This is a genomic window from Thauera terpenica 58Eu (assembly GCF_000443165.1).
In the GTDB taxonomy this organism is placed as follows: domain Bacteria; phylum Pseudomonadota; class Gammaproteobacteria; order Burkholderiales; family Rhodocyclaceae; genus Thauera; species Thauera terpenica.
This window is the reverse complement of record NZ_ATJV01000059.1, coordinates 125,664-148,331: the sequence shown is the minus strand read 5'-3', so window position 1 is coordinate 148,331 and position 22,668 is coordinate 125,664. Positions and strand designations below refer to the sequence as shown.

Annotated in this window: 17 protein-coding genes; 11 read left to right on the top strand and 6 right to left on the bottom strand. The window is 64.9% G+C overall.

Annotated features, from left to right (window positions below; genetic code table 11):
- Positions 1 to 70: 70 nt before the first annotated feature.
- Complete coding sequence (locus tag M622_RS31745) at positions 71 to 1,120, top strand: Glu/Leu/Phe/Val dehydrogenase dimerization domain-containing protein (protein ID WP_021249701.1); 1,050 nt, start codon at positions 71 to 73, stop codon at positions 1,118 to 1,120.
- A 37-nt stretch (positions 1,121 to 1,157) separates the two neighbouring features.
- On the opposite strand, the gene M622_RS31740 is transcribed toward M622_RS31745, so the two are convergent.
- The 5 genes from M622_RS31740 to recQ form a co-directional block, all read right to left on the bottom strand.
- On the bottom strand, positions 1,158 to 3,263 hold the full coding sequence (locus M622_RS31740; RefSeq protein ID WP_021249700.1) for a putative bifunctional diguanylate cyclase/phosphodiesterase: 2,106 nt from the start codon (positions 3,261 to 3,263) through the stop codon (positions 1,158 to 1,160).
- Positions 3,256 to 5,655, bottom strand: coding sequence for an ATP-binding protein (locus M622_RS31735; RefSeq protein WP_021249699.1), 2,400 nt, complete (start codon positions 5,653 to 5,655; stop codon positions 3,256 to 3,258). Before M622_RS31735 ends, M622_RS31740 begins: the two co-directional genes overlap by 8 nt.
- Complete coding sequence (locus tag M622_RS31730) at positions 5,652 to 6,218, bottom strand: YfiR family protein (protein ID WP_021249698.1); 567 nt, start codon at positions 6,216 to 6,218, stop codon at positions 5,652 to 5,654. Before M622_RS31730 ends, M622_RS31735 begins: the two co-directional genes overlap by 4 nt.
- A 6-nt stretch (positions 6,219 to 6,224) precedes the next feature.
- Positions 6,225 to 8,291, bottom strand: coding sequence for a TonB-dependent receptor plug domain-containing protein (locus tag M622_RS31725; protein ID WP_084520741.1), 2,067 nt, complete (start codon positions 8,289 to 8,291; stop codon positions 6,225 to 6,227).
- A 171-nt stretch (positions 8,292 to 8,462) separates the two neighbouring features.
- Positions 8,463 to 10,295, bottom strand: coding sequence for a DNA helicase RecQ (recQ, locus tag M622_RS31720; RefSeq protein ID WP_021249696.1), 1,833 nt, complete (start codon positions 10,293 to 10,295; stop codon positions 8,463 to 8,465).
- A 342-nt stretch (positions 10,296 to 10,637) separates the two neighbouring features.
- Between recQ and M622_RS31715 the strand changes: the two genes are divergently transcribed.
- On the top strand, positions 10,638 to 12,437 hold the full coding sequence (locus M622_RS31715) for a monovalent cation:proton antiporter-2 (CPA2) family protein (RefSeq protein WP_021249694.1): 1,800 nt from the start codon (positions 10,638 to 10,640) through the stop codon (positions 12,435 to 12,437).
- Positions 12,438 to 12,720: 283 nt separating this feature from the next.
- On the top strand, positions 12,721 to 13,650 hold the full coding sequence (locus M622_RS31710) for a MerR family transcriptional regulator (RefSeq protein ID WP_021249692.1): 930 nt from the start codon (positions 12,721 to 12,723) through the stop codon (positions 13,648 to 13,650).
- Between the two features lie 77 nt (positions 13,651 to 13,727).
- Here the strand turns inward: M622_RS31710 and M622_RS31705 are convergent, their stop codons facing one another.
- A complete protein-coding gene (locus M622_RS31705; protein ID WP_021249691.1) occupies positions 13,728 to 15,356 on the bottom strand; it encodes a Na/Pi cotransporter family protein in 1,629 nt (542 codons plus the stop codon).
- Positions 15,357 to 15,581: 225 nt separating this feature from the next.
- Here M622_RS31705 and M622_RS31700 point away from each other — a divergent pair, with 225 nt between their 5' ends.
- The 8 genes from M622_RS31700 (at position 15,582) to coxB (ending at position 22,528) form a co-directional block, all read left to right on the top strand.
- Positions 15,582 to 15,812, top strand: a complete 231-nt coding sequence (locus tag M622_RS31700; RefSeq protein ID WP_021249689.1) for a hypothetical protein — start codon at positions 15,582 to 15,584, stop codon at positions 15,810 to 15,812.
- On the top strand, positions 15,809 to 16,615 hold the full coding sequence (gene folE2 / locus M622_RS31695; protein WP_021249688.1) for a GTP cyclohydrolase FolE2: 807 nt from the start codon (positions 15,809 to 15,811) through the stop codon (positions 16,613 to 16,615). Before M622_RS31700 ends, folE2 begins: the two co-directional genes overlap by 4 nt.
- A 4-nt stretch (positions 16,616 to 16,619) precedes the next feature.
- Positions 16,620 to 17,960, top strand: a complete 1,341-nt coding sequence (locus tag M622_RS31690; RefSeq protein WP_021249687.1) for an NAD(P)/FAD-dependent oxidoreductase — start codon at positions 16,620 to 16,622, stop codon at positions 17,958 to 17,960.
- Positions 17,957 to 18,772 (top strand): DUF1365 domain-containing protein, encoded by an 816-nt coding sequence (locus M622_RS31685; RefSeq protein WP_021249686.1) that lies wholly within the window; start codon positions 17,957 to 17,959, stop codon positions 18,770 to 18,772. Before M622_RS31690 ends, M622_RS31685 begins: the two co-directional genes overlap by 4 nt.
- Entirely contained in the window at positions 18,769 to 20,001 is a 1,233-nt protein-coding gene (locus tag M622_RS31680) for an SAM-dependent methyltransferase (protein WP_021249685.1), read from the top strand. Before M622_RS31685 ends, M622_RS31680 begins: the two co-directional genes overlap by 4 nt.
- Positions 20,002 to 20,064: 63 nt before the next feature.
- Complete coding sequence (locus M622_RS31675; RefSeq protein ID WP_021249684.1) at positions 20,065 to 20,901, top strand: SDR family NAD(P)-dependent oxidoreductase; 837 nt, start codon at positions 20,065 to 20,067, stop codon at positions 20,899 to 20,901.
- Between the two features lie 8 nt (positions 20,902 to 20,909).
- Positions 20,910 to 21,356 (top strand): nuclear transport factor 2 family protein, encoded by a 447-nt coding sequence (locus M622_RS31670; protein ID WP_021249683.1) that lies wholly within the window; start codon positions 20,910 to 20,912, stop codon positions 21,354 to 21,356.
- 260 nt (positions 21,357 to 21,616) lie between these two features.
- Positions 21,617 to 22,528: a cytochrome c oxidase subunit II gene (gene coxB, locus M622_RS31665; protein WP_084520743.1), complete on the top strand. Its 912-nt coding sequence runs from the start codon at positions 21,617 to 21,619 to the stop codon at positions 22,526 to 22,528.
- Positions 22,529 to 22,668 lie beyond the last annotated feature (140 nt).

Here is a 22,668-nt window from a genome sequence, read left to right as displayed (position 1 = left end):
TTCCAGCGCTGCCAGGAGCGGCGCCGGAAGGCGACAAACCCCCACGTTCCCACAAGGAAGGAGACACAGCATGGCCGTATTTTCCCTGAGCGACTTCGCCGACCACGAGCAGGTCGTCTTCGTCAGCGATGACAAGAGCGGACTGAAGGCGATCATCGCCATCCACAACTCCAATCTGGGCCCCGCGCTCGGGGGCTGCCGCATGTGGCCCTACGCCAGCGAGGACGAAGCAATCCGCGACGTGCTCCGCCTGTCGCGCGGCATGACCTACAAGTCGGCGATGGCCAGGCTGAAGCTCGGCGGCGGCAAGTCCGTCATCATCGGCAACCCGCGTACGCACAAGACGCCCGAACTGCTCGCCGCCTTTGCACGCGCGCTCGAGCAGTTGAACGGGCGCTACATCGCCGCCGAGGATTCCGGCACCAGCGTCGCCGACATGAAGATCATGGCGCAGCTCACCTCTCATGTTGCAGGCATCGTGGACAAGCCGTCGGATCAGGGCACGCGCAGCGGTGACCCGTCGCCTGCCACCGCTTATGGCGTTTTCGTCGGCATCAAGGCTGCGGTGCAGGAGAAGCTCGGGCGCGACTCGCTCGCGGGTCTGCGCGTCGCCGTACAGGGCGTGGGCAATGTCGGCCTTGACCTGGCTCGCCAGCTGAAGGCGGCCGGAGCCCAGCTGTGGATCACCGACATCCACCGCGAACCCTTGCTTCAGGCCGGCAAGGAGCTGGGCGCCACCGTGGTCGCGCCGGATGAGATCTTCGGCCTCGATGTCGACGTCTTTGCGCCCTGCGCGCTGGGCGCCGTCCTCAATGACACGACCATCCCCCAGCTCAAGGCCGCCATCGTCGCCGGCGCGGCCAACAATCAGCTTGCCGAGCCACGTCACGGCGTGGCCTTGATGAAGCGCGACATCCTGTATGCGCCCGACTACGTGATCAACGCGGGTGGCATCATCGATGTCTATCATGAACGCATCGGCTTCGAGCGCGCCGCATTGATCGCGCACATCGAAGGCATCCACGACAATCTGCTGGAGATCTTCGCGCGCGCACGCAAGGAGGCGCGTCCGACCGGCGAGGTGGCCGATGCCATCGCCGAGGAGCGCTTCATGCGCTGAGCGACAGCTCCCGAGCGCAGCGCGCTGTGCCCAGGGCTCAGTCCTTCAGCCGTAGCGCGAAGGTCTCTGCCGGCATGGGCCGGGCATGGAGAAAGCCCTGCATCAGGTCGCAGCCCTCATGCCTTACCGCGCTTGCCTGCTCCTGTGTTTCCACGCCTTCGGCCACGACCTGCAGGCCGAGACTCTTGGCGAGCGCGATGATGCCGCGCACCACCGCCGCCTGACGCGGCCCCTCCAGCATGTTCTGGATGAAGCTGCGATCGATCTTCAGCGTATCGAGTGGCAGGAAGCTGAGGTGGCGCAGGGACGAAAAGCCTGTGCCGAAGTCATCGATAGAGAGCAGAAAACCTCGTTCGTGGATGCGGGCGAGGGTGTTGCGCACCAGGTCGGAGTCTTCCATCACCATGCTTTCGGTGAGCTCGAGTTCGATCTGGCGGGGGTCAATTCCGTTGGCTTGCGTTACCTCGTCGAGCAGGGGCAGCAGCCCGGGGTCGAGAAAGTGGGGGCTGGCGAGGTTGATTGCGATGGTGACGTTTTGCAGCCCGGCTTCGGACCATTGGCGTAGCTGACGGCAGACGGTACGAATCACCCATATCCCGAGCACGATGATGAGTCCGCTTTCCTCCGCAAGAGGGATGAATTGACCGGGCGGAAGCAGTCCGAGGGTGGGGTGTTGCCAGCGGAGGAGCGCTTCTGCGGCATGAATGCGGCCATGGTGATCGAACTGGGGCTGGTAATGCAGGATGAGTTCGTCACCACCCTCGGCGCTGAGTGCCTGGCGCAGGTCGCGCTCAAGCCGGAGACGCAGGCGGGCGTCGGCGTTGAGTTCGGCTGAATAGAATTGCGGCTCTGCCATGCGGGTGTTGCGGGCGTGGTTTGTCGCCACGCTACTGGCGTGGGTGAGTGCTGACGCGGTGCTACCGTCGATGGGGGACATGGCGACACCGATATGGGCGTCGAGCTTGATCTCGTGTTCGCCAATGCGAAACGGGCGACGCAGTTTCTCCAGCATGACGCGGGCAAGACGTATGGCATCCTGAGGGCCGGACTGGCCCGGCATCATCAGGATGAACTCGTCACCGCCCCAGCGTGCCAGCACGGTGCCTGCGTGTCTTTCGGGTGGTCCGAAGGCGGTGGGTTCGCTGTCTCTGACGCAGCGCAACAGGCGTTGCGAGGCCTGGCGCAGGATCATGTCCACCGCTTCAGGCCCGAGGCTGTCACTGATCAGGTGGTAGCGGTCGAGGGCAAGGTGCAGCGTGGCGATGTTGCCATGGCTTGGCGGCAGGGCAAGGCTGGCGCCAAGACGCTGCAGGAAATTGCTGCGGTTGGGCAGGCCGGTGCTTGAGTCGTGCCGGGTCAGATAGTCGATGCGTGCCTCAATGCCGCGCTGTTCGGTAATGTCCTGCACCGTTCCATGCGAGCGCACGGCCCGGCCCGAGTCATCGTAGTCGAACCTGACGCGCAGGTGAATCCAGCGCGGCTGGCCATTGCGGGCCACGAAGCGGAAGATGTGCTCGAGTGGCTGTTGTTGTGAGACAGCCGCTTCGATCGCAGCCTTCAGACCCGGCCTTTCGGCCGGATGGACGCCGGCGATGAAGTTTGCGATGGTCGGTTCGGTGTTGGCGGGATCGCGGTCGAGCACCTTGAAAAGCTGATCCGAGCATATCGCCTCACCCGATGCACGGTCCAGTTCCCAACTGCCGAGGCGGGCGATGACCTGGGCGTCGGCCAGATTGCGGCGACTGCGCTCCAGCGCGAGGAGATTTGTGCGTGCGCGCAGCAGGAAGCGGACACGGTGGGAGAGGATGCTGAAATTGAAGGGCTTGGCGATGAAGTCCGAGGCCCCCGCGTCGAATGCGCTCTCTATCGTTGCGCTGTTGTCCAGCCCTGTCATCACCAGCACGGGCAGGGTGGACAGCAGGGCTTGTGCGCGCAGCCAGCGGCAGAAGGCGAGCCCACCCATGCCCGGCATCTGCAGGTCGAGCAAGATGATGTCAGGCAGGCATTCCTTCAGCAGCGCGATCGCCGCCTCGCCACTGTCGGCCTCCAGGGCTTCATGGCCGGCGTCTGACATCGCGTTGGCCACCAGCATCAGGGTGACGGCGTCGTCGTCGACGATCAGGACTCGGGTCTGCTCACGCATGTTGGTCTGTCTTTCCGTTCATGTGGGCCAGAGCCTCATCAAGGGCGCGCAGGGTGTCCTCGCAGGTGGCGCTCGCCTCATTGGTCCAGCGCTCGACATGCGTGTGCTCGCCCGCGCGCAGGGCGCTCTCGATCTTGTGGCAATGTGCCGAGAGCCGCATTGCGCCCAGCGTCGCGCTGCTTGACTTGAGGGTGTGGGCCGCGCGCGCAGCAGTGTTGATGTCGCCCGTTGTCCAGGCCCGCTGCAGCGACTCCAGCTGTTTGCCCGCTTCATTCTTGAACACCGATGCGACGCGCGTGAGCAGCGCCTTGCCACCTGAGTGCTGGTTGGCCAGCGCGACGAGAACCTCGGTGTCGAGGATGGGGGGCAGGGTGCTCCTTTGCGTCGCCTCGTCCATCGCCCCGACCGTGGACGCCGTATCGAGCGGCGCAGGTGCGACTTGGCTTGTCATTGGCGACCGCAGCCAGCGTGTCAGCATCGCGATGAGGTCGGTACTGCGATAAGGTTTGGCGAGAAAATCCACCATGCCCGCACCCAGGCACGACTCGCGGTCACCCCGCATCGCGTTTGCCGTCATCGCCACGATCGGGCACGGGGCGGCACCGCCGTGCTCGGCGATGATCCGGCGCGTCGCTTCGAAGCCGTCCATGACCGGCATCTGGCAATCCATCAGGATCAGGTCGAAGCGGGCTGCACGACAGGTCTCGATCGCCTGGGCACCGTTAGCGCAAAGATGCACGCTGCATCCGAGTCGCTGCAGTTGTTCGAGCGCCAGAATCTGATTGACCGGGTTGTCTTCGACCACCAGGATGCGTAGGCCTCGCCAGTCCTCGGGGGGCTGGTCGAGCTTCGCAAGCGGCGGCGGAGTGTCGGGTGTGCTCATGCTTTCCAGTGTGGTGGGCAACTCGATGCGGAACGTCGAGCCCTCGCCCAGAGCGCTCTCAACCTGGATGCTGCCGCCCATGAGCTCAATCAGGCGGCGGACGATCGCCAGGCCCAGGCCTGTTCCGCCAAAACGTCGCGTCGTGGTGCTGTCGGCCTGCGAGAACCTCTCGAACAGCCGTGGCAGCGTGTTCGGGTCGAACCCGATGCCCGTATCATGCACCTCGAAGCACAACTGCACGCTGTTTCGTGTCGCGCTGGGGCGGGCGGACACGGCAATGCCGACCGTGCCCGTGTCAGTAAACTTGATGGCATTGTTGATCAAGTTGTTGAGCACCTGGCGCAAGCGCGTGGGGTCGCCGCGTACGCACCTGGGAAGCTCGGCTGACAGACTGGACACGAGCTTGAGCCCCTTTCCCTGTGCGGCGGGTGAGGCTAGCGCGATGACCTCATCCACCAGGCGCGCGAGCTCGAGCGGTATCGACTCGAGCTCCATGTGACCGGCTTCGATCTTGGAGAAGTCGAGCATGTCGTTGAGGATGGTCATCAGGTTTCTGCCCGATTCCAGGGCGGCATGGGCCTTGCGCGTCTGGTCTTCGTCAAGCGCCGAGGCGAGCAGCAACTCGGTCATGCCCAGCACGCCGTTCATCGGCGTGCGGATTTCGTGGCTCATGGTGGCGAGAAAGTGTGACTTTGCCTGGTTCGCGGCCTCGGCAGCCTCCTTGGCATGGCGTAGCTCGGCAGTGCGCTCTTCGACCTCGCGCTCCAGATTGTCACGGTGGTTCTGCAGTGCAAGGTCGCGCGCCTCGATCTCGCCCAGCATGCGGTTGAACTCGTCAACCAGTGCGCCGACTTCGTCGTTGCCCGCCTTGGCTACCCGGACGTCGTAGCGCTGTTGCGTGACCACATCGCTCGCCGCACGCGCAAGGTCCGCGAGCGGAGAGGTGATCTGATCCTTCATGCGCAGGCCGAGGACCACCGCGATCGATGCCGCACAGACGGCCAGCAGGTTGATGAGCAGCATTTCGAAGCCGAACTTGATCCAGGTCTCGGTGAGCCTCACTTCGATCTCGAGTTCGCCCACGTGCTCGCCCGCGACCGTGACCGGCCGCGCCAGAAGGAGCCGTGATGGCAGGGTGTGCTCGATGATGTAGACCAGCGTCCCGAACGACCGGCCGCTGCCTTCGTCGGGACGTCTGTATTCGGCCAGGGGGGCAGTGTCGGCTGTTCTGAGCAGGGCGCGGTGCACGCTGGGTTCCGCGCCAAGCGCGTCGAGGGTGGCTTGTGCCGCACGCGCATCGCCAAAGCTCAGTGCTGCCTGGCTGTTCTGGCTGGTCATCTGCACCAGGGTGGCCAGGCGGTTGTGTGCGTCGTTGTAGACTCTGTACAGGCCGCTTGTGGAGAAGATCAGCGTGGTGATCAGGATGACTGCAGCGGAGGTGCCCGCCAGGATCAGCGTCAGCTTGCGAGCCAGGGGCTGGTCGCGAAAGTCGGGGAAGGCGAGCTTCACTGCACCACCCGGTTGGCCAGTTTCAGCAATTGGCTGCTGAGCTGGAGGTTTGCGGCACGGGCTACGAGCAAGTTGATGTCGAAACGCACCTTGCCGTCGATGATGCGCAATTCGATCATGCCGCCTTCATCGATGAAGCCGCGCTGGTCACTGACGGTCAGGGTGGGAGTGCCCGGCGCCACGCGCCGGAGGTCCCTGAGAAAGCTTGAGTCCAGATCCGCGATGTAGGCTAGGTCACAAGGACTGGCGCTGGCGGGTGAAGGGTTGTGGATGACGTCGATCACCCGTGTGCCCACCTTGCGGCCCGCGAGCAGGCTCAGATTTCCATCCAGCGGGCGATTGCCGATGACGCACAGGCCGATGCCGCGGGGAGTCTGGCTTTTTGCCTGCGCAGGCCATTCGACAAACTTGAAGAAGTTGAAGACGAACGCGGCCTTTACCTGAGCGCTCTCAGGTGGCTCGACGGCGGACGCGGGCAGCGTAGCCAGCGTCAATCCGGTCGACACGACAACGACGAATCGGGCGCGCGCGAAGTAGCGGGAGGGCAGGCGGGGCAGCGGCATGGCGCGTCAGAAACGGAAATCTGCGCGCAGGTATACGCTGCGCTCGACCTCGGTCAGGGGTGATTCAAGCGGCTCCATGATGGTCTCGAGGTGGCGCGAGTCGAAGAGGTTCTGGCCGACCAGCGCGAGCTCTACCGTCTTGTTCGGCTGCCACGCAAGCCGCATGTCTACAGCCCAGTGAGCAGGGATGCGCTGCCGCGGAGCGATGAAGAAGGTGTTGGTCGCGCTGGTGTGGCGCAGCCACACATCCCACTGCAGCTTTGCTGTGGGTTTGAAGGCGGAGCGCAGGGAGAACATCCGTTCCGGTGAGTTTTCGCTGAACTCGGACGGTCGCGAAGGCTCGGGTAGCCGCAGGTGCATCACGCTGTAGGACGACTGCAGGCGCCAGTTCGGTGTCACGTGCCAGTCCGCACTCAGCTCCAGGCCGGTGGATCGTGCACGGTTGGGAGGGCTGAGTGCGTTGGTCAGCATCGACGGCAGCAAGAACACATCCGGGCGTATGCCGCTGGGGATGAGTTGTGTGCCGGGGATCGTTGCGCGCAGGTGGTCGTAACGGTAATGGTAGGCGGCGAGCTCGGTGCTGAAGTTGCGGTTCCAGCTTGTACGCCAGCCCAGGTCCAGGGCGTCGAGTTCCTCGGTTCTGAAGTCAGTGCTGCCGGTGATGTAGGGAATGACATGGATCGGGCTCGGTCCGGGTGCCCCGGGAAACTGAATTTCCTGTTGCTGTGCGGGCAGCCTCGCGGTCACCGAGCGTTCGCCACGTGATGGTGTGCGCGCCGCCCGCGCCACCGCGGCCCACAGGCTGTGCCGTGTGTCAGGCGTGAATAACAGACGCGCGTTGGGCTGGAACGTGAGGTCCGAGTAGTCGTGATGTTCGAGCCGGCTGCCCAGGGTCAGGGTCCAGCGTTCGGGCACGAGCGTGATCTCGTCCTGTACAAACAGGCTGAAAAGATTGGTCCGGTCGCGTTCGCCCTTGATCAGGGAGTAGGGCGCGGCGCCACGCACACGGTCTTCGCTGTAGCGCCAGCCCGCACCCCACACCACCTGGTGTTGGCTGCCGAGGCTGCGTTGCTGCTGGTATTCGATGTCGAGGGTGTGGCGTTGTTCGCTGGCGATGCCGATGTCGAGCTCGGTGTGTTCGAAGTAGGATTGCAGCGCGTGCGTTGTGCCGTTTGCATCCAGGTGCTCCCAGCGCCCGAGGACATAGGCGGTGTCGGCAGAAGAGGTGTAGCCGAGCGGAACGGGATCGACGCCGGGTGTCCCTTGAGTCAGCTCGTCGCCGGCCGCGCTGTTGCGTACCGAGCCCTGCAGGCGGAAAGTGTCATCGTCCGCGCTGCGGTCCAGGCGGAAGCCGGCCTGGCGGGTGCGCCAGAAGTCGCGCGCCTTGTCATTGCCGAGTGCGGACGAGGGGGTGACGTACTGTGACTTGGCGTGCACCTCGAGATGGGTGTCGGGGGCCACTTCCAGGCTGCGACTGGCGAACAGGCTGCCGCGCAGGCTGTCACCGGCGCTCATGGCAAGCTGGCCATCCGGCGCTCCGCGGGCGCTGCGGGTAATGATGTTGATGACACCGTTGACGGCGTTTGCGCCCCAGATCGATGCGCCCGGGCCGCGTACGATCTCGATGCGCTCGATGGTCTCGAGCGGGATGTCCTGAAACTCCCAGAACACCCCCGAGTACAGCGGCGTATACAGGCTGCGCCCGTCCTGCAGCACCAGCAGTTTGTTCGCATAGCGTCCGCCGAAACCCCGAATCGACACGCTCCAGCGGTTGTTGCTGAATTGCGCGACGTGCACGCCCGGCGCAAGGCGCAGGGCCTCGGGCAGGTTGGTCGCACCGCTGCGGCGAATATCCTCGGCCGTGATCACATGCACGGCGGCCGCAGTGTTCGACAGCAATTGCTCGCGCTTGGACACCGAGGTGACGACCACGTCCATGAGTTGTTCGAGACTCAGGTCGAAAAAGTCCGGGTCAGCTGCGCCGTCGACGCTGTTCCTGGCCGCAATGGCTCCAGACTGCGCGGCGATGGTCAGGACAATCGAAATAAGCGTGCGTACCAGGGGCATTGTCATCGATGCGGACGAATCAGTGATTCGGGGCCTTGGCCGTGAGTTGCCGGAACTACACCGCTGCCCGTGCTTTGCCCCTGTGATTTAGTGCGCCTGCTCAGGCTCTCATTGCCTTGCCTGGGGGCGTGGCGAGTGACTGCTCTGGCCTGACGCTGCAAGGGGCTGGGGAGAGGGTCAGCGTGTTTCGGCGACGATGGCAAGAATGGCTGCGCCGTAGGCCTCGAGCTTGCGGTCGCCGATGCCGCTGATGCTGCCGAGTTCGGCCTGGGTGTGCGGGCGGGCGATGGCGATCTCGCGCAGGGTGGCATCCTGGAACACCACGTAGGCGGGAACGTTGCGTTCCTTGGCGGTGGCGAAGCGCCAGGCGCGCAGGCGATCGAAGAGCGTGGTCGGGATGCCTGCTGGAATCTCGAGCTGGGGCGTGCCGCGTCGTTTCGCGCGGCTGCGCTCGCGCTCCACCCTCAGGTGAAACCCGGCTTCGCCGCGCAGCACGGGGCGAGCGGCGTCGGTCAGGCGCAGGGCGTTGTAGCGTTCGTGGTCCACCGCGACCAGCTCGCGCGCCACCAGCTGGCGGAACACCGTGCGCCAGCGCTTTTCGTCGAGCTCGTTGCCGATGCCGAAGGTGGTGATGTCCTGGTGGCCACGCTCGATCACCTTGGCGGTGACTTCGCCGCGCAGCACGTCGATCAGATGGCCCGCGCCATAGCGTTGGCCGGTGCGATAGACGCAGGACAGCGCCTTGCGCGCGGCCTCGGTCGCGTCCCAGGTCTGGGGCGGGTGGAGGCAGTTGTCGCAGTTGCCGCAGGGCGTCGACGCCTCGCCAAAGTAGGCGAGCAGGTGCTGGCGCCGGCAGGTGGTGGCCTCGACCAGGCCGACCAGCACCTCCAGGCGGTTGCGGGCCAGGCGCTTGAACTCTTCGCTGGCTTCGGACTCGTCGATCATGCGGCGCTGCTGCACCACGTCCTGCGCACCCCAGGCCATCCAGGCCTGCGCTGGCAGGCTGTCACGGCCGGCGCGGCCGGTTTCCTGGTAGTAGCCCTCGATCGAGCGCGGCAGGTCGAGGTGGGCGACGAAACGCACGTCCGGTTTGTCGATGCCCATGCCGAAGGCGATCGTTGCCACCATGATCAGCCCGTCTTCGCGCAGGAAGCGGGTCTGGTGCTCGGCGCGAATCTCCTGCGTCATGCCGGCGTGGTAGGGCAGGGCGTTGAGACCTTGTTCCTGCAGCCAGGCGGCGGTTTCCTCGACCTTGCGCCGTGACAGGCAGTACACGATGCCGGCCTCGGCCGGGCATTCCTCACGGATGAAGTGCAGCAGCTGGCGGCGCGGGTCGTCCTTGTCCACGATGGTGTAGCGGATGTTGGGGCGGTCGAAGCTCGACACGAAACGCCGCGCGTGCTGCAGGTTCAGGCGCTGGGCGATTTCCTCGCGGGTCTGGCGGTCGGCGGTGGCGGTGAGGGCGATGCGCGGGATGTTGGGGTAGCGCTCGGGCAGGATGGACAGCTGCAGGTATTCGGGACGGAAGTCGTGACCCCATTGCGACACGCAGTGCGCCTCGTCGATGGCGAACAGGCTCAGCCGATTGGTGTCGCGCAGGTGATCGAGCTGGTCCAGAAAGCGCGGCGTCATCAGGCGCTCGGGGGCCACGTAGAGCAGGTCGAGTTCGCCGGCGTAGAGCGCGCGCTCGACCGCACGCGCGGTGTCCACACCCTGGCTGGAATTGAGGAAAGCAGCTTTGACGCCAGCCTCGACCAGGGCGCTGACCTGATCCTGCATGAGCGCGATCAATGGCGACACCACGATGGCCGTGCCTTCGCGCAGCAGGGCCGGGATCTGGAAGCACAGCGACTTGCCGCCACCGGTAGGCATCAACACCAGGGCGTCGCCGCCGTTCGTCAGGTGCTCGACGATGGTCTGCTGCTCGCCGCGGAACGCGGGATAGCCGAACACGTGCTGGAGGGTGTGAAGTGCGGCAGGGGGCGCGAACGCAGTATGCATGGCGCGCATTGTAGCGGCTAAGGGCGCTTGGCCGAAGACCTCGGGGTGCCTCGGTCAAGCGCGGGCGAAGCTCGCGCTCACCATGATGGCGGCCTGCTACAAGCTGCAGCGCCTGGTGTATCGTAAGAATGCTGCGGTTCAGGCGCTCTGACGCCGGTCGGGCTGAAGTCGCGGGTGTCTGAGGGCGATTTGAGCCGGGTTCGGGGTGATGGCGTCGGGGAGCGCCTCTGGTCGTCAGAGAAATTGAATCGAACTCAATCGCGCTCATACTGGCGCTGCAGAATTCACTGAAGGCCTCGGACCATTCGAGGCAGCCTCGCGCTCTGCGCTCATTGACTGAATCCACATCCAATGCAATCCGTTGCAACCTTCGCCGCGCTGCTCGTCGTGGCCGTCTTTCTGGTGCCGTTCTTCAAGCGTGCCGGCCTCGGCACGGTGCTCGGCTATCTCGCCGCCGGGGTGCTGATCGGGCCCTGGGGCCTGCGCGTGGTCCACGATCCCGCGAACCTGCTCCACACCGCCGAGCTCGGGGTGGTGTTGCTGCTCTTCATCATCGGCCTGGAGCTGCAGCCCTCGCGCCTGTGGGCGCTGCGCAAGCCGGTGATCGGCCTGGGCGGGCTGCAGTTCTTCGGTGTCGGTGCGCTGCTGATCGGTGCCGCGCGCCTGCTCGGCCTGGGCTGGGCGGAGGCGATCCTCGCCGGTCTGGCGCTGGCGCTGTCGTCCACCGCCTTCGTGTTGCCGACCCTGGCCGAGCGCCGCGAACTGCACAGCCGCTATGGGCGCGAGACCTTTGCCATCCTGCTCTTCCAGGACCTGATGGTGATCCCGCTGCTGGCGCTGTTGCCGCTGCTGGGGGCGAAATCCGCCGATGAAGGCGTGTCGCCGGTGATCGGGCTGGCCGTGCTGGCGGTGGTGGTGGTGATCGGCCGGCCGGTGCTCGACATCGTCTTTCGCCATGTCAGCCGCATCGACAGCCGCGAGATGTTCACCGCCGCCGCGCTCGCCACCGCCTTGGGCCTGGCACTGCTGCTGGAGGCGAGCGGGCTGTCGATGTCGCTCGGGGCCTTCGTTGCCGGCGTGCTGTTGTCCGACTCCGATTTCCGCCACGAGCTCGAAGGCTCCATCGCCCCGTTCCAGGGCCTGCTGATGGGTTTTTTCTTCATCGCCGTCGGTATGGGGATCAATCTCGGCATGATCCTCGAGCACCCGATCGAGGTCATGGGGCTCACCGTCGGCCTGGTTGCGATCAAGGGCTTCGGCCTCTACGCTCTGCGCCGGCTGGTGGGAGCCAGTGCCAAGGTGTCGCGCATGCAGGCGCTGGCGCTGGCGCAATGTGGCGAGTTCGCCTTCGTGCTTTTCGGCGTTGCGCGCAAGAGCGCCATCCTGCCCACCGACGTTATCGAGCAACTGGTGCTGGCGGTGGCCTTGTCGATGGCGATCGCCCCCCTGCTGCTCATTGTGGGCGACCGCATCAATGCGAAGGAGGCTGCGGCGCAGCCCGAGCCCCAGGCCGATGAGATGCCGCATGAGGCCAGCACCGTGGTGATCGCCGGTTTCGGTCGCGTCGGGCAGATCATCGGCCGGGTGTTGCGGCTGCGAGGTGTCCGCTTCACCGCACTGGACAAGAACCGGGAAGAGGTCGATACCATGCGCCGCTTCGGCATCAATGCCTATTACGGCAACGCAGCCCACCTCGCGGTGCTGGACGCCGCCCGCGTCGGCGAGGCGAAGATCTTCGTGCTGGCGATCGACGACATCGAGACCTCCTTGCGCTGCGCCGAACTCGTGCGCAAGCATTTCCCGCAGGTGCAGGTCGTGGCCAGGGCGCGCGACCGCTTCCACGCTTACCGCTTGATGGACCTGGGCGTGGTGTTGTTGATGCGCGAGACCTTCAAGTCCAGCCTGGACATGACGTGCATGATCTTCGAGGCGCTCGGCAAGTCACCGGCCTCGGCGCGCCAGATCGTGGACCGGTTCGCAATCCATGACCACGAGCTGCTCAAACGGGAGCAGGCCCTGTATCACGACGAAAGCCAACTCATCCAGTCGGCCAAGGAGGCCCACGAGGAGCTTGCGGCCCTGCTGGAAGAGGAGTTGTCGGCCACCGCGGCGCAGACTGAGATCGCACCGCCGCCGCCGGGCCCGGCTTGAGGCAGCAATGAGCTCGAGCCGGTGCGCGATGATGCGAGGGCTGGCGATGCCGTGCTCGCCGCCGCCGTCCATCTGCTTGGGCGTGTCATCGTCGCCGGTCTGGCCCCTGGCATTCAAGGGGGCGGTTGGAGCTTGCTGTCATGGTGCAGGAAGGGCTGAGTGGCTTTTCGATTTTGATCGCGTTTGTCGTGGACAAAAAATACACTGAGGCCTAGCATGCCCGGCTTGTATGCGCATCTCCCGCTGTTGTGCATTTGCCTTTCCAACCTGCTCTTCGCCCGTGATGAACACCCTCTCCCACGAACAAGCTGTCTTTTCCATCGCCGCTGTCGAGCGCGACACCGGTTTGTCCAAGGACACGCTGCGGGTGTGGGAGCGCCGCTATGGTTTTCCCGCTCCGGCACGCAACGCCAATGGTGAGCGCCTCTACCCGCAGGACCAGCTCGACCGCTTGCGCCTGATCCGGCGTCTGCTCGACGCTGGGCACCGCCCGGCACGCATTGTTGCGGCCACGGCCGAAGAGCTTGCGGATCTCGTCGAGACCTTGCGCAATGAGAGTGTGGACCCCCAGGCGCCGGAGCACGATGCGACGCTGCTGCAGTGCGTTTGCCTGCACCGCGCTGCAGAACTGGCTGCGGGCTTGCGGCGTGCGCTGATGAAGCAGGGCCTGCAACGCTTTGTGGTGGACACCCTGGCGCCGCTGGCGGCTGAGGTGGGCGAGGCCTGGATGCGGGGGGAACTGCTCGTTGCGGATGAGCACCTTTTCACCGAGCAAGTGCAGAACCTGCTTCGCGCGGCGATCGGCGCGCAGGCGGGCGGCGACGGCCGGCCGCGGATCTTGCTCACCACCTTGCCGGACGAGTTGCATGTGCTCGGACTGCTGATGGCGGAGGCGATGCTGGTGCCCGAGGGCGCAGCCTGCACTTCACTGGGCACGCGTACCCCGCTCGCCGACATACGCGCTGCCGCGCTCGCGGGAGCGTTCGATGTGGTCGCGCTGTCCTTCAGCAGCGCCTATCCGGCGCGTCAGGTGGTGGACGACCTGCTGGAGCTGAGGGCCAGTCTGCCGGCGCATGTCGCGCTCTGGGCCGGTGGTGGAGCCGTACACAACCGGCACAAGCGCCTCGATGGCGTGCGCGTGGTTGAGGGCCTGGAGGACAGCCTCCTTGCCTTGCAGGAGTGGCGCGACGCGCACCCCTCGCAGTCTGCTTGAGCGTGCGTGTGCCTACGCGTGTGCCGGCCTGAGGTCGGGTCCGGTGCGCAGGGCGCGCGTGCCGCACCTCAGGGGCTTCAGTGGTCGGCGTCGCGGTCTGTGCCGCTCTGGTCTTCAGTGATGTCCCTGACCACGCGGGCGAGTTCCTGCGCTGAGCTCCTGCTTTCCAGGGCGGCGATCATGCGGGCGGCCTTGGCCGCCTGCTCGGTCGCGCGGCGCTCCAGGCTGGCAAGACGCAGCCAGTTCTGCATGGTGCGGATGTCCAGGCGTGCATGTGCGCCGGCGAGCAGGAGCGCTTCCTTCAGCGCCTGGTATTCGCCTTCGGCTTCTTCCAGGCGTTGCTCCACGGCTTGTGGGCTGAAGCCCTCAAGGTCGGGGTTGGCTGCAACGGCCAGGGCGGCCACCGCCTGGCGGAAGCGCTCGACGGCGGCGGCGTAATCCGGGCCGGCGCTGTGCCCCAGCGCGGCGGTCAGCGCGGCTGCCTCGCGCACGGCAACGATGGCGCTCTCCTGGTACTGCAGCGTGCGCAAGCTGTGGGCGAGGGCTTCGACCAGCGCTTGCGGCAGGCTGGCAGCGCTCAGCTGGCGTGCGTAGTTGCCGATCGCAGGCGCCAGCGCCTGCAGTGCCGCGCTCTCGCGCGCCAGCGTGGCGCCGTCCATGGGCAGGCGGCTGAGTGCGGCGAGTGCCGCGAGTGCGAAGCCCTGTGTGCGTCCGAGCTCCATGCGCAAGGCATGGAGCGCGAGGTCGGGAATGGCGAGCGAGTTGGCGTCGAGGTAGTGCGGACGGGCGAGCTCTTCGCTGCGGCTGAGAAAGCGCTTCTCGAGCAGGCGCAGCATGCCCGGCGCCAGCGGCACCATCAGCATCACGCCGACCAGATTGAACACGGTATGGAAGAGGGCAATCATCAAGGCCGGTATCGGTGGCTCTTTCAGGTTGGCATCCAGCCAGCCGAGCAGGCCGATGAGCACGGGCAGGAGCAGCAGCGCCACCGCGCCGGTCACAAGGTTGAAGATCACATGTGCTGCGGCGAGCCGGCGCGCATTGGGCGTGGCGCCGATGGCCGACAGGATGGCGGTGGAGATGGAGCCGATATTGGTGCCGATCAGCACCGCGCAGGCCGCCTCCACCGTCATCAGGCCGCTCTGGGCGGCGGCGATGACGATCGCGATGATCGCGCCCGAGGCCTGCATCAGCACCCTGAGCAGGGTGCCGATGCCGATCAGGATGAGCCAGCCGGTGAGACCGGGGGCGATGAAATCCTGCAGCGTGCCCAGGCTGCTCAGGGCCGGAAAACCGTTCTTGAGGCCGTCGATGCCGAGGAAGAACACGCCGAAGCCCGCCAGCGCCTGTCCGAGTGCGCGCGCACGCAGGGTGCGGCCACCGAGCATCAGGAAGGCACCGAGGCCGACGAAGGGCATGGCGAAGATGTCGATCTTCAGGCCCAGGCCCAGAGTGGCAATCAGCCAGGTGTTCATCGTCGTGCCGACGTTGGAGCCGAAGAGCACCCACAAGGCATTGCTCATCGGCAGCAGGCCGGTGTTGACGAAGCCGATGCTGGCGACGGTGATGGCGGTGGAGGACTGCATCAGCGCGGTGATCAGCATGCCTGCGGCAAGACCGCGGGGCGCGGTGGCAGTGCCGCGTTCGAGCAGACCTTCCAGGGCGTGGCCGGCGGCCAGTTTCAAGCCCTCGGTCATCATGTGCATGCCGATCAGGAACAGGCCGATGCCCCCGGCGAGCGCCGAGATCAGTTCGAAAGTGGTGGGGGCAAGCGGTTCCAGGGCAGCGCTCCGAGGCGGGTCAATAGCCGGAGAGCGTAATGCCGTTTGAGGCTTCCGGGAAGCTCGTAAAAATGTCCAGGACAAAGAATTGACAGGTGGTGATCGTTAGCATAATGTTCAATCACTTCCTTGTTTTGTCCAGGACAAAAAATGAAAACCAAAGACCGCTACCTGCTGCTGCCGGCAGCCATGCTTGCCCTCGCCGCCGTGCTCGCGCCCCTTGCCCTGGCGGCGGCACCGTTTTCTGCTCCGCGCACGCAAGCTGCGCCTGCGCTCTCGTCCGCAAGCGCGGAACTCGCGGCGCTGGATCTGATGCTGTTTGTCCATCGCGCTGATCTGATTCCTGCCTCACGTCTGGCGGCGCAGGAGGTGCGCAAATGAACGCCCCCGACAAGTTCTTCCTTCCTGACGTTCAGGCCAGTGCCGATCACCGCGCGCTGCCCATCCAGCGTGTCGGCGTCCGTGGCCTGCGCTACCCCTTGGCGATCGCTGCCGCGGGTGGGACGGTGCAGCACACGGTGGCGACCATCGAGATGACGGTAGGTCTGGCGGCGGATCAGAAGGGCACGCACATGTCGCGCTTTGTGGAGTTGCTCGAGGCGCAACACGAAGCGCTTGATCTCGCCGGTGTGCGCGGCCTGTTCGCCGACATGCTGCAGCGCCTTGAGGCCAGCAGTGGGCGCATCGAGGCGCGCTTTCCGTGGTTCGTGCGCAAGCAGGCGCCGGTTTCAGGCGTCGCCAGTCTGCTCGACATGGACGCCACCGTGATTGTCGAGCAAACCGAGGGCGGCAGCGTGCATACCCGCTTGCAGGTGGTGGTGCCGGTGACCAGCTTGTGCCCATGTTCGAAGAAGATCTCCGCCTACGGTGCGCACAACCAGCGCTCACACATCACGCTCGATGTGCGCCTGCGCGCCGACATGGAGCTCGACGAGCTGCTGCGCATTGCCGAGGAAGAAGCCTCGTGTGAGGTGTTCGGCCTGCTCAAGCGCGCCGACGAAAAGTGGGTGACCGAGCGCGCCTACGACAATCCCAAGTTCGTCGAAGACCTGGTGCGTGACATCGCGCTGCGTCTGGGTGCGGAGCCGCGGGTGGCGGCGTGGTCGGTGGCCTCGGAGAACTTCGAGTCCATTCACAACCATTCCGCATACGCCTTCATCGAAGGCGAGAACCTTGCGCAGTAAGACCATGGACAGAGGTGAAATCGGCCGAAACTCAGGCACCGGCAAGCCGCGCGTGGCTGTGGTCGGCGGTGGCATAGCGGGTTTGTCCACGGCATGGCTGCTCACCGAGCATGCGCAGGTCACCTTGTTCGAGGCGGGCACTGCGGCAGGGGGGCACACCCACACGGTCGACGTCTCGCTGGAGGGGGTCACGCATCCGGTGGATACCGGCTTTCTCGTGTTCAACCGGCGCACCTACCCAAACCTGATTGCGCTGTTTGCAGAGCTCGGAGTCGAAGCGGTCGACAGTGAGATGAGCTTTGGCGTCAGCCTCGCCGAACACGATATCGAGTGGTCCGGCACTGACCTTGCCAGCGTGTTCGCGCAGCCGCGCAACCTTGTGCGCCCGGCTTTTCTGCGCATGCTGAGCGACATCATGCGCTTCAATCGTGACACCACACGCCTGTCCCGAGACGATGAGATGCCGGCGCTGTCGCTTGGTGACTATCTGGCGCTGGAGGATTACAGCGCGTCCTTCCGTGACTGGTATCTGCTGCCGATGGCCGCCGCGATCTGGTCCTGCCCGACGCAGACCATGCTCGATTACCCGCTCGCCACCTTCGTGCGCTTCTGCCACAACCACGGCTTGTTGCAGATCTTCGATCGGCCGCAGTGGATGACGGTGAAGAACGGCGGGCGCAGCTATGTGCGCAAGATGGTGGAAAAACTTGAAGATCTGCGCCTCGATTCAGCGGTGACGATGGTGCGGCGGGACGTCGATGGGGTGTGGGTGGGCACGCGCCATGGGCTTGAGCATTTCGACCGCATCGTCCTTGCCTGTCATAGCGACCAGGCGCTACGCATTCTCAGTGATGGCGCCACCGCCGCAGAGCACAAGCTGCTGAGCGCGGTGCGCTATCAGAACAACACCGCAGTGCTGCACACCGACCCCAGCCTGTTGCCGACGCGTCGCAAAGTGTGGTCGGCGTGGAATTACATGGCGGGTGTGGGCGCGCCTGACACCCGCCCGGTGGCGGTGAGCTATCTGATCAATCGCCTGCAGCCACTGCCTTTCGATGTGCCGGTGGTGGTGTCACTGAATCCGTTCAGGGAGCCTGCTGCCGAGCACCTGATCAAACGCATCCACTACGCCCATCCGGTGTTTGACGAAACCGCGATCAAGGCGCAGGAGCATCTGCCGCGCCTGCAAGGGCTCAACCACACCTGGTTCGCCGGCGCCTGGACCGGCTTTGGCTTCCACGAGGACGGGCTGCGTTCGGCGCTTGCGGTGGTGGAGTCGATGGGCGTCAAAGTCCCCTGGCGTGAGGCGCAGCCCCGTGTCGCCCGCGTGGAGCAGGCAGCGTGAGCAAGACGCCTGCCGCGCTCGGTGCAGATGCGGCCGCAGGCGCAGCCCATCTGCAGCCTGCGGTGTGCTTCGGGGCGGTGATGCATGAGCGCCACACCGTCGCCAACAACCGTTTTGTCTATCCCTGCGCTTTCCTGCGCCTGCCGCTGTCCCGCATCGATGATCTCAAGGTGCCTCTGCTGGGCATCGAGCGCGCCAATTTTTTCAGCTTTCGGCGGCGTGACCACGGTGCGCGTGATGGCTCGGCGCTCCTGCCCTGGCTGCAGCGCGTCCTGGATACCTACGGGCTGCGCGCAGTGTGCGACGGTGAGGTGGTGTTGCAGACCATGCCACGCGTGTTCGGCTATGTGTTCAACCCGGTGAGTTTCTGGTTCTGTCACGACGCCAGCGGCGCTTTGCGCGTGGTGCTGGCGCAGGTGAATAACACCTTTGGCGAGCGCCACAATTACCTGGTGCATCACGCTGATGTGCGCGCCATCGAGTCTGGCGATGCGTTGCGCGCACGCAAGGTCTTTCACGTCTCACCCTTCTTCCCGCTCAGCGGTGAATACCGTTTTCGCTTCGAGCGCCGTGGCCGTGTGCACGCGGTGCAGATCGACCTCTGGGATGAGGGGGTGTTGCAGCTCTCCACCCGGATCGGCGGGCGTGCCGAGGTGCTCGATGGGCACGCGATGCGGCGCTGGTTGCTGCGCCAACCTTTCATGACCCTGGGCGTGATCGCCCGTATCCATTGGCAGGCCTTACGCCTGGCCATGCGGCGGGTGCGCTTTCATCGCAAACCCCTGCCGCCGCAAGAGGAGACCTCCCGATGAATGCACCGGAACACGTTCTGCAGCCTGTCGCCAGCATAAAGCGGTCGCGTCTGCCACGCGCCACCCGCATGGTGCTGGAGTTGCTCGACGGGCTCGAGGGTGGGGCGTTGGCAATCGAACTGCCGGGAGGCGAGCACCTGCGCGCCGGTCATGGGCCTTTGGTCGCGCATCTGCGTGTGCGCGAGCTTGCGATGTTCGACGAAGCCCTGGCGCGCGGTGACATCGGATTTGGCGAAAGCTTCATGGATGAGCACTGGGATACCGACGATCTCACGGGGCTGCTCACGCTGCTGTCGCGCAATCGTGAGCGTATCGGTCAAGCCATCCATGGTCGTCTTTTGAGCATGATCGGCCATCGCGTCACCCATCTGCTGCGCGCCAACACGCGCAGCGGCTCGCGCCGCAACATCGAAGCCCACTACGATCTGGGCAACGACTTCTATGCGCTCTGGCTCGATCCGTCGATGACATACTCGGCTGCAATGTTCGCATCGGCCGGGGAGCCCTTGCGGGATGGGCAGTTGCGTAAATATCGCCGCATTCTCGGCCAGCTCGATGTGAAACCGGGTCAGACCATTCTTGAGATCGGCTGCGGCTGGGGTGGTTTTGCCGAGGTGGCGGCGACCGAGTTTGGGTGTCGGGTGCTGGGCATCACGCTGTCGCCGTCGCAACTCGCCTTTGCACGCGCGCGCGCCGAAAAAGGCGGCTATGGCGAGCAGGTGGATTTCGAGCTGTGCGATTACCGTGATGTGCGCGGGCAGTACGACCACGTGGTGTCGATCGAGATGATCGAGGCCGTCGGTGAGCGCTTCTGGCCGACCTATTTCGCCCAGCTGTCAGCACGCCTGAAGCCCTCGGGGCGCTGCGTGGTGCAGTCGATCACCGTCGCCGATGCCTTGTTCGCGCGTTATCGCCGCGGCACCGACTTCATTCAGCGCCACATCTTCCCCGGCGGCATGTTGCCCAGCCCCGGTGCTGTGGAGCTGCGCGCACGTCAGGCCGGCTTTGAGGTGGTAGGCGACTTCGCCTTCGGCAAAGATTACGCACGCACCCTGGCGCACTGGCATGAGCGCTTCGAGGCGCAGTGGCCCGCGGTGAAGGCGCAGGGCTTTGACGAACGCTTCCGTCGCACGTGGCGCTTTTATCTGTCGTATTGCGAAGCCGGCTTCGTGAGTGGCGATATCGACGTGCATCACTATGTGTTTGCCCATCTGGAAGCAGCGTCATGAGCGCAGGCGTCTGTAATGACCATGAATGAGCATGACTCGCAGCCCCGCATCTGATTTCCTTGCATGCGAGGCCTTGGGCTTGTCGCCGTCCTTCTACAGGTGGGGCGGGTGATGGCCTGGCTGGCGCCGCTCAATCCACCTATCCGCGACTGGCAGGGAAAGCGCGTATGGGTGGTGGGGGCTTCGTCGGGCATAGGCGCGGCGCTGGCGCGGGCCTTGGCGGCGCGGGGGGCGCGGCTGGGCTTGTCGGCGCGCAGTCGTAGCGGGCTGGAGGCGGTCGCACTCGATTGCGGCATCGATACCGTGCTTGCGGCTATGGACGTCACCCGGCCGGAAGACTTTGCCCGTGCGCGTGACACGCTGCTTGCCCACTGGGGCGGCATCGACCTGCTGGTGTTGTGCGCCGGCACTTATCGCCCGCTGCGCGCCTGGGAGCTGGAGTCCACGCTGATCCGCGAAACTCTGGACACCAATGTGTTCGGGGCCATGGTCGGCGCGGCGGCGGTGATTCCGCACCTGATGCAAAGAGGACAGGGCGCAATCGCGCTCGTGGGCAGTGTCGCGGGCTACGGCGGCCTGCCCAAGGCCAGCGTGTATGGACCGAGCAAGGCGGCACTGATCAACTTTGCCGAGACCTTGCATCTCGACCTCTCGCCCAAGGGCTTGGGTGTGTACCTGATCGACCCCGGTTTCGTGCTTACTCCGCTCACGGCACGGAACGACTTTCACATGCCGGCGCTGATCAGCGCCGAGGAGGCCGCGCAGGAGATCATCGCCGGCTTCGCCCGCGGCGACTTCGAGATCCATTTTCCGCGTCGCTTCACGCGCGTGCTCAAGCTCTTGCAATGGCTGCCGCGGCGCTGGTATTTCCCGCTCATCCGGCGCCTGACCGGGCTGTAGAGGCAGCGATGAACCTGCACGCTGTGAGCACAGCGAAGGCCGTGGATCGCCTCGCCGATTTCTTTGAGGCGCTGTCCCCCGCCACGCTGCATGAGCTCGACGCACTGTATGCGGCCGAGGCGCGCTTCAAGGATCCGTTCAACGAAGTCCTGGGTGTGGTCGCCATTCGCGGCATTTTCGAACACATGTTCGCAAGCGTTGATGGACCGCGCTTCGCTGTCACTACGCGCATCGTCGATGGTGATCAGGCCATGCTGGGGTGGAACTTTCACCTCAGGCTGCGCGGGCGCGACCTTGTCGTAGCTGGCGTGAGTCATCTGCGTTTCGATGCCGGCGGCAAGGTGGTGCTGCACCGCGATTACTGGGATCCGGCCGAAGAGCTGTATGCCCACCTGCCCTTGATTGGCAGTCTGATGCGGGGCTTGCAACGCAGGTTGTCCGCTGGCTCAAGCTGAGAGCAATCCCGCCACGGTGGTGGGCGTTGCGGGCGAGCGTGGCTTGAGCCGCGTTGATTTTCGATTTTTGTGCTGCATTGCCGAAATCGAGCCCATGGGAAAACCCCGAACATGGCCAGCGAACGCATGTTTGATGCGGCACTTATCAGGTATTGCGCCGCAATATATTGACATTTATCAAAATCCCGTGTTGCTAGTGCGTTTTTTGCTATGGCACCATCAATCTGGCTTGCCAAAACCACAACGCGTAGAGGGTGCTCATGGGACATGTCAGTCGCATCGCGAGTTTCCTGCCAGCCCTTGGTGCTGTCGCGCCAGCGTTCGCCCAGGACGCGCCAGCGCGCTACAACCTGCAGACACCGGTCACCAGCATCGCGCAGCAGATCAACGACATGCACACCTGGTTGATGGTGATCTGCCTGGTCATCTTCATTGGCGTATTCGGGGTGATGTTCTGGGCGGTGTTCAATCACCGCAAATCCAAGGGTGCGGTTGCGGCGCATTTCCATGAGAACACGGTGGTGGAGATCGCGTGGACCATCATCCCCATCCTGATTCTGCTCGGCATGGCCTGGCCCGCCACCCGCACCGTGATCGACATGAAGGACACCTCCAACCCCGACATCACCGTCAAGGCGACCGGTTATCAGTGGAAGTGGGGCTACGACTACCTGCAGGGCGAAGGTGAAGGCGTACGTTTCTTCTCCAGCATGTCGACGCCGCGCGATCAGATCGAAGGGGGTGCGCCCAAGGGCGAGGCCTATCTGCTGGAAGTGGACAAGCCCCTGGTCGTCCCCGTGGGCAAGAAGGTGCGCATGCTGCTGACCGCGAATGACGTCATCCATTCATGGTGGGTGCCCGCCTTCGGCGTCAAGCAGGACGCCATCCCCGGCTTCATCCGCGACGCCTGGTTCCTCGCCGAGAAGGAAGGGGTGTTTCGTGGCAACTGCGCCGAGCTGTGCGGCCGTGACCATGGCTTCATGCCGATCGAGGTGCACGTGGTGTCTGCCGAGAGGTATGCGCAGTGGGTTGCCGAGCAGCAGGCTGGGATGTCCGCCGGGACAGCCGCTGCAGTCAGTGTGACGCCCGAGGACGGTGCGCCGGCTGGAGTCGGAGCACGTGGGCTCGACGTTGGCCTCAATGTGGCCGCCGTGGCTGACGGCAAGACCTGAGTCCATTGACAGCTTGCGCATGGCGGGGTGTGCACCCCGAGCGGTGCGCCAGGATTGATGTGCCGTGACTGCTCTCGTGCCTCGAGCTTGGTGTTGGAAAAGTTGTCTCTCGTAGTTGTTTTGTCGCTGTTCGACAGGAG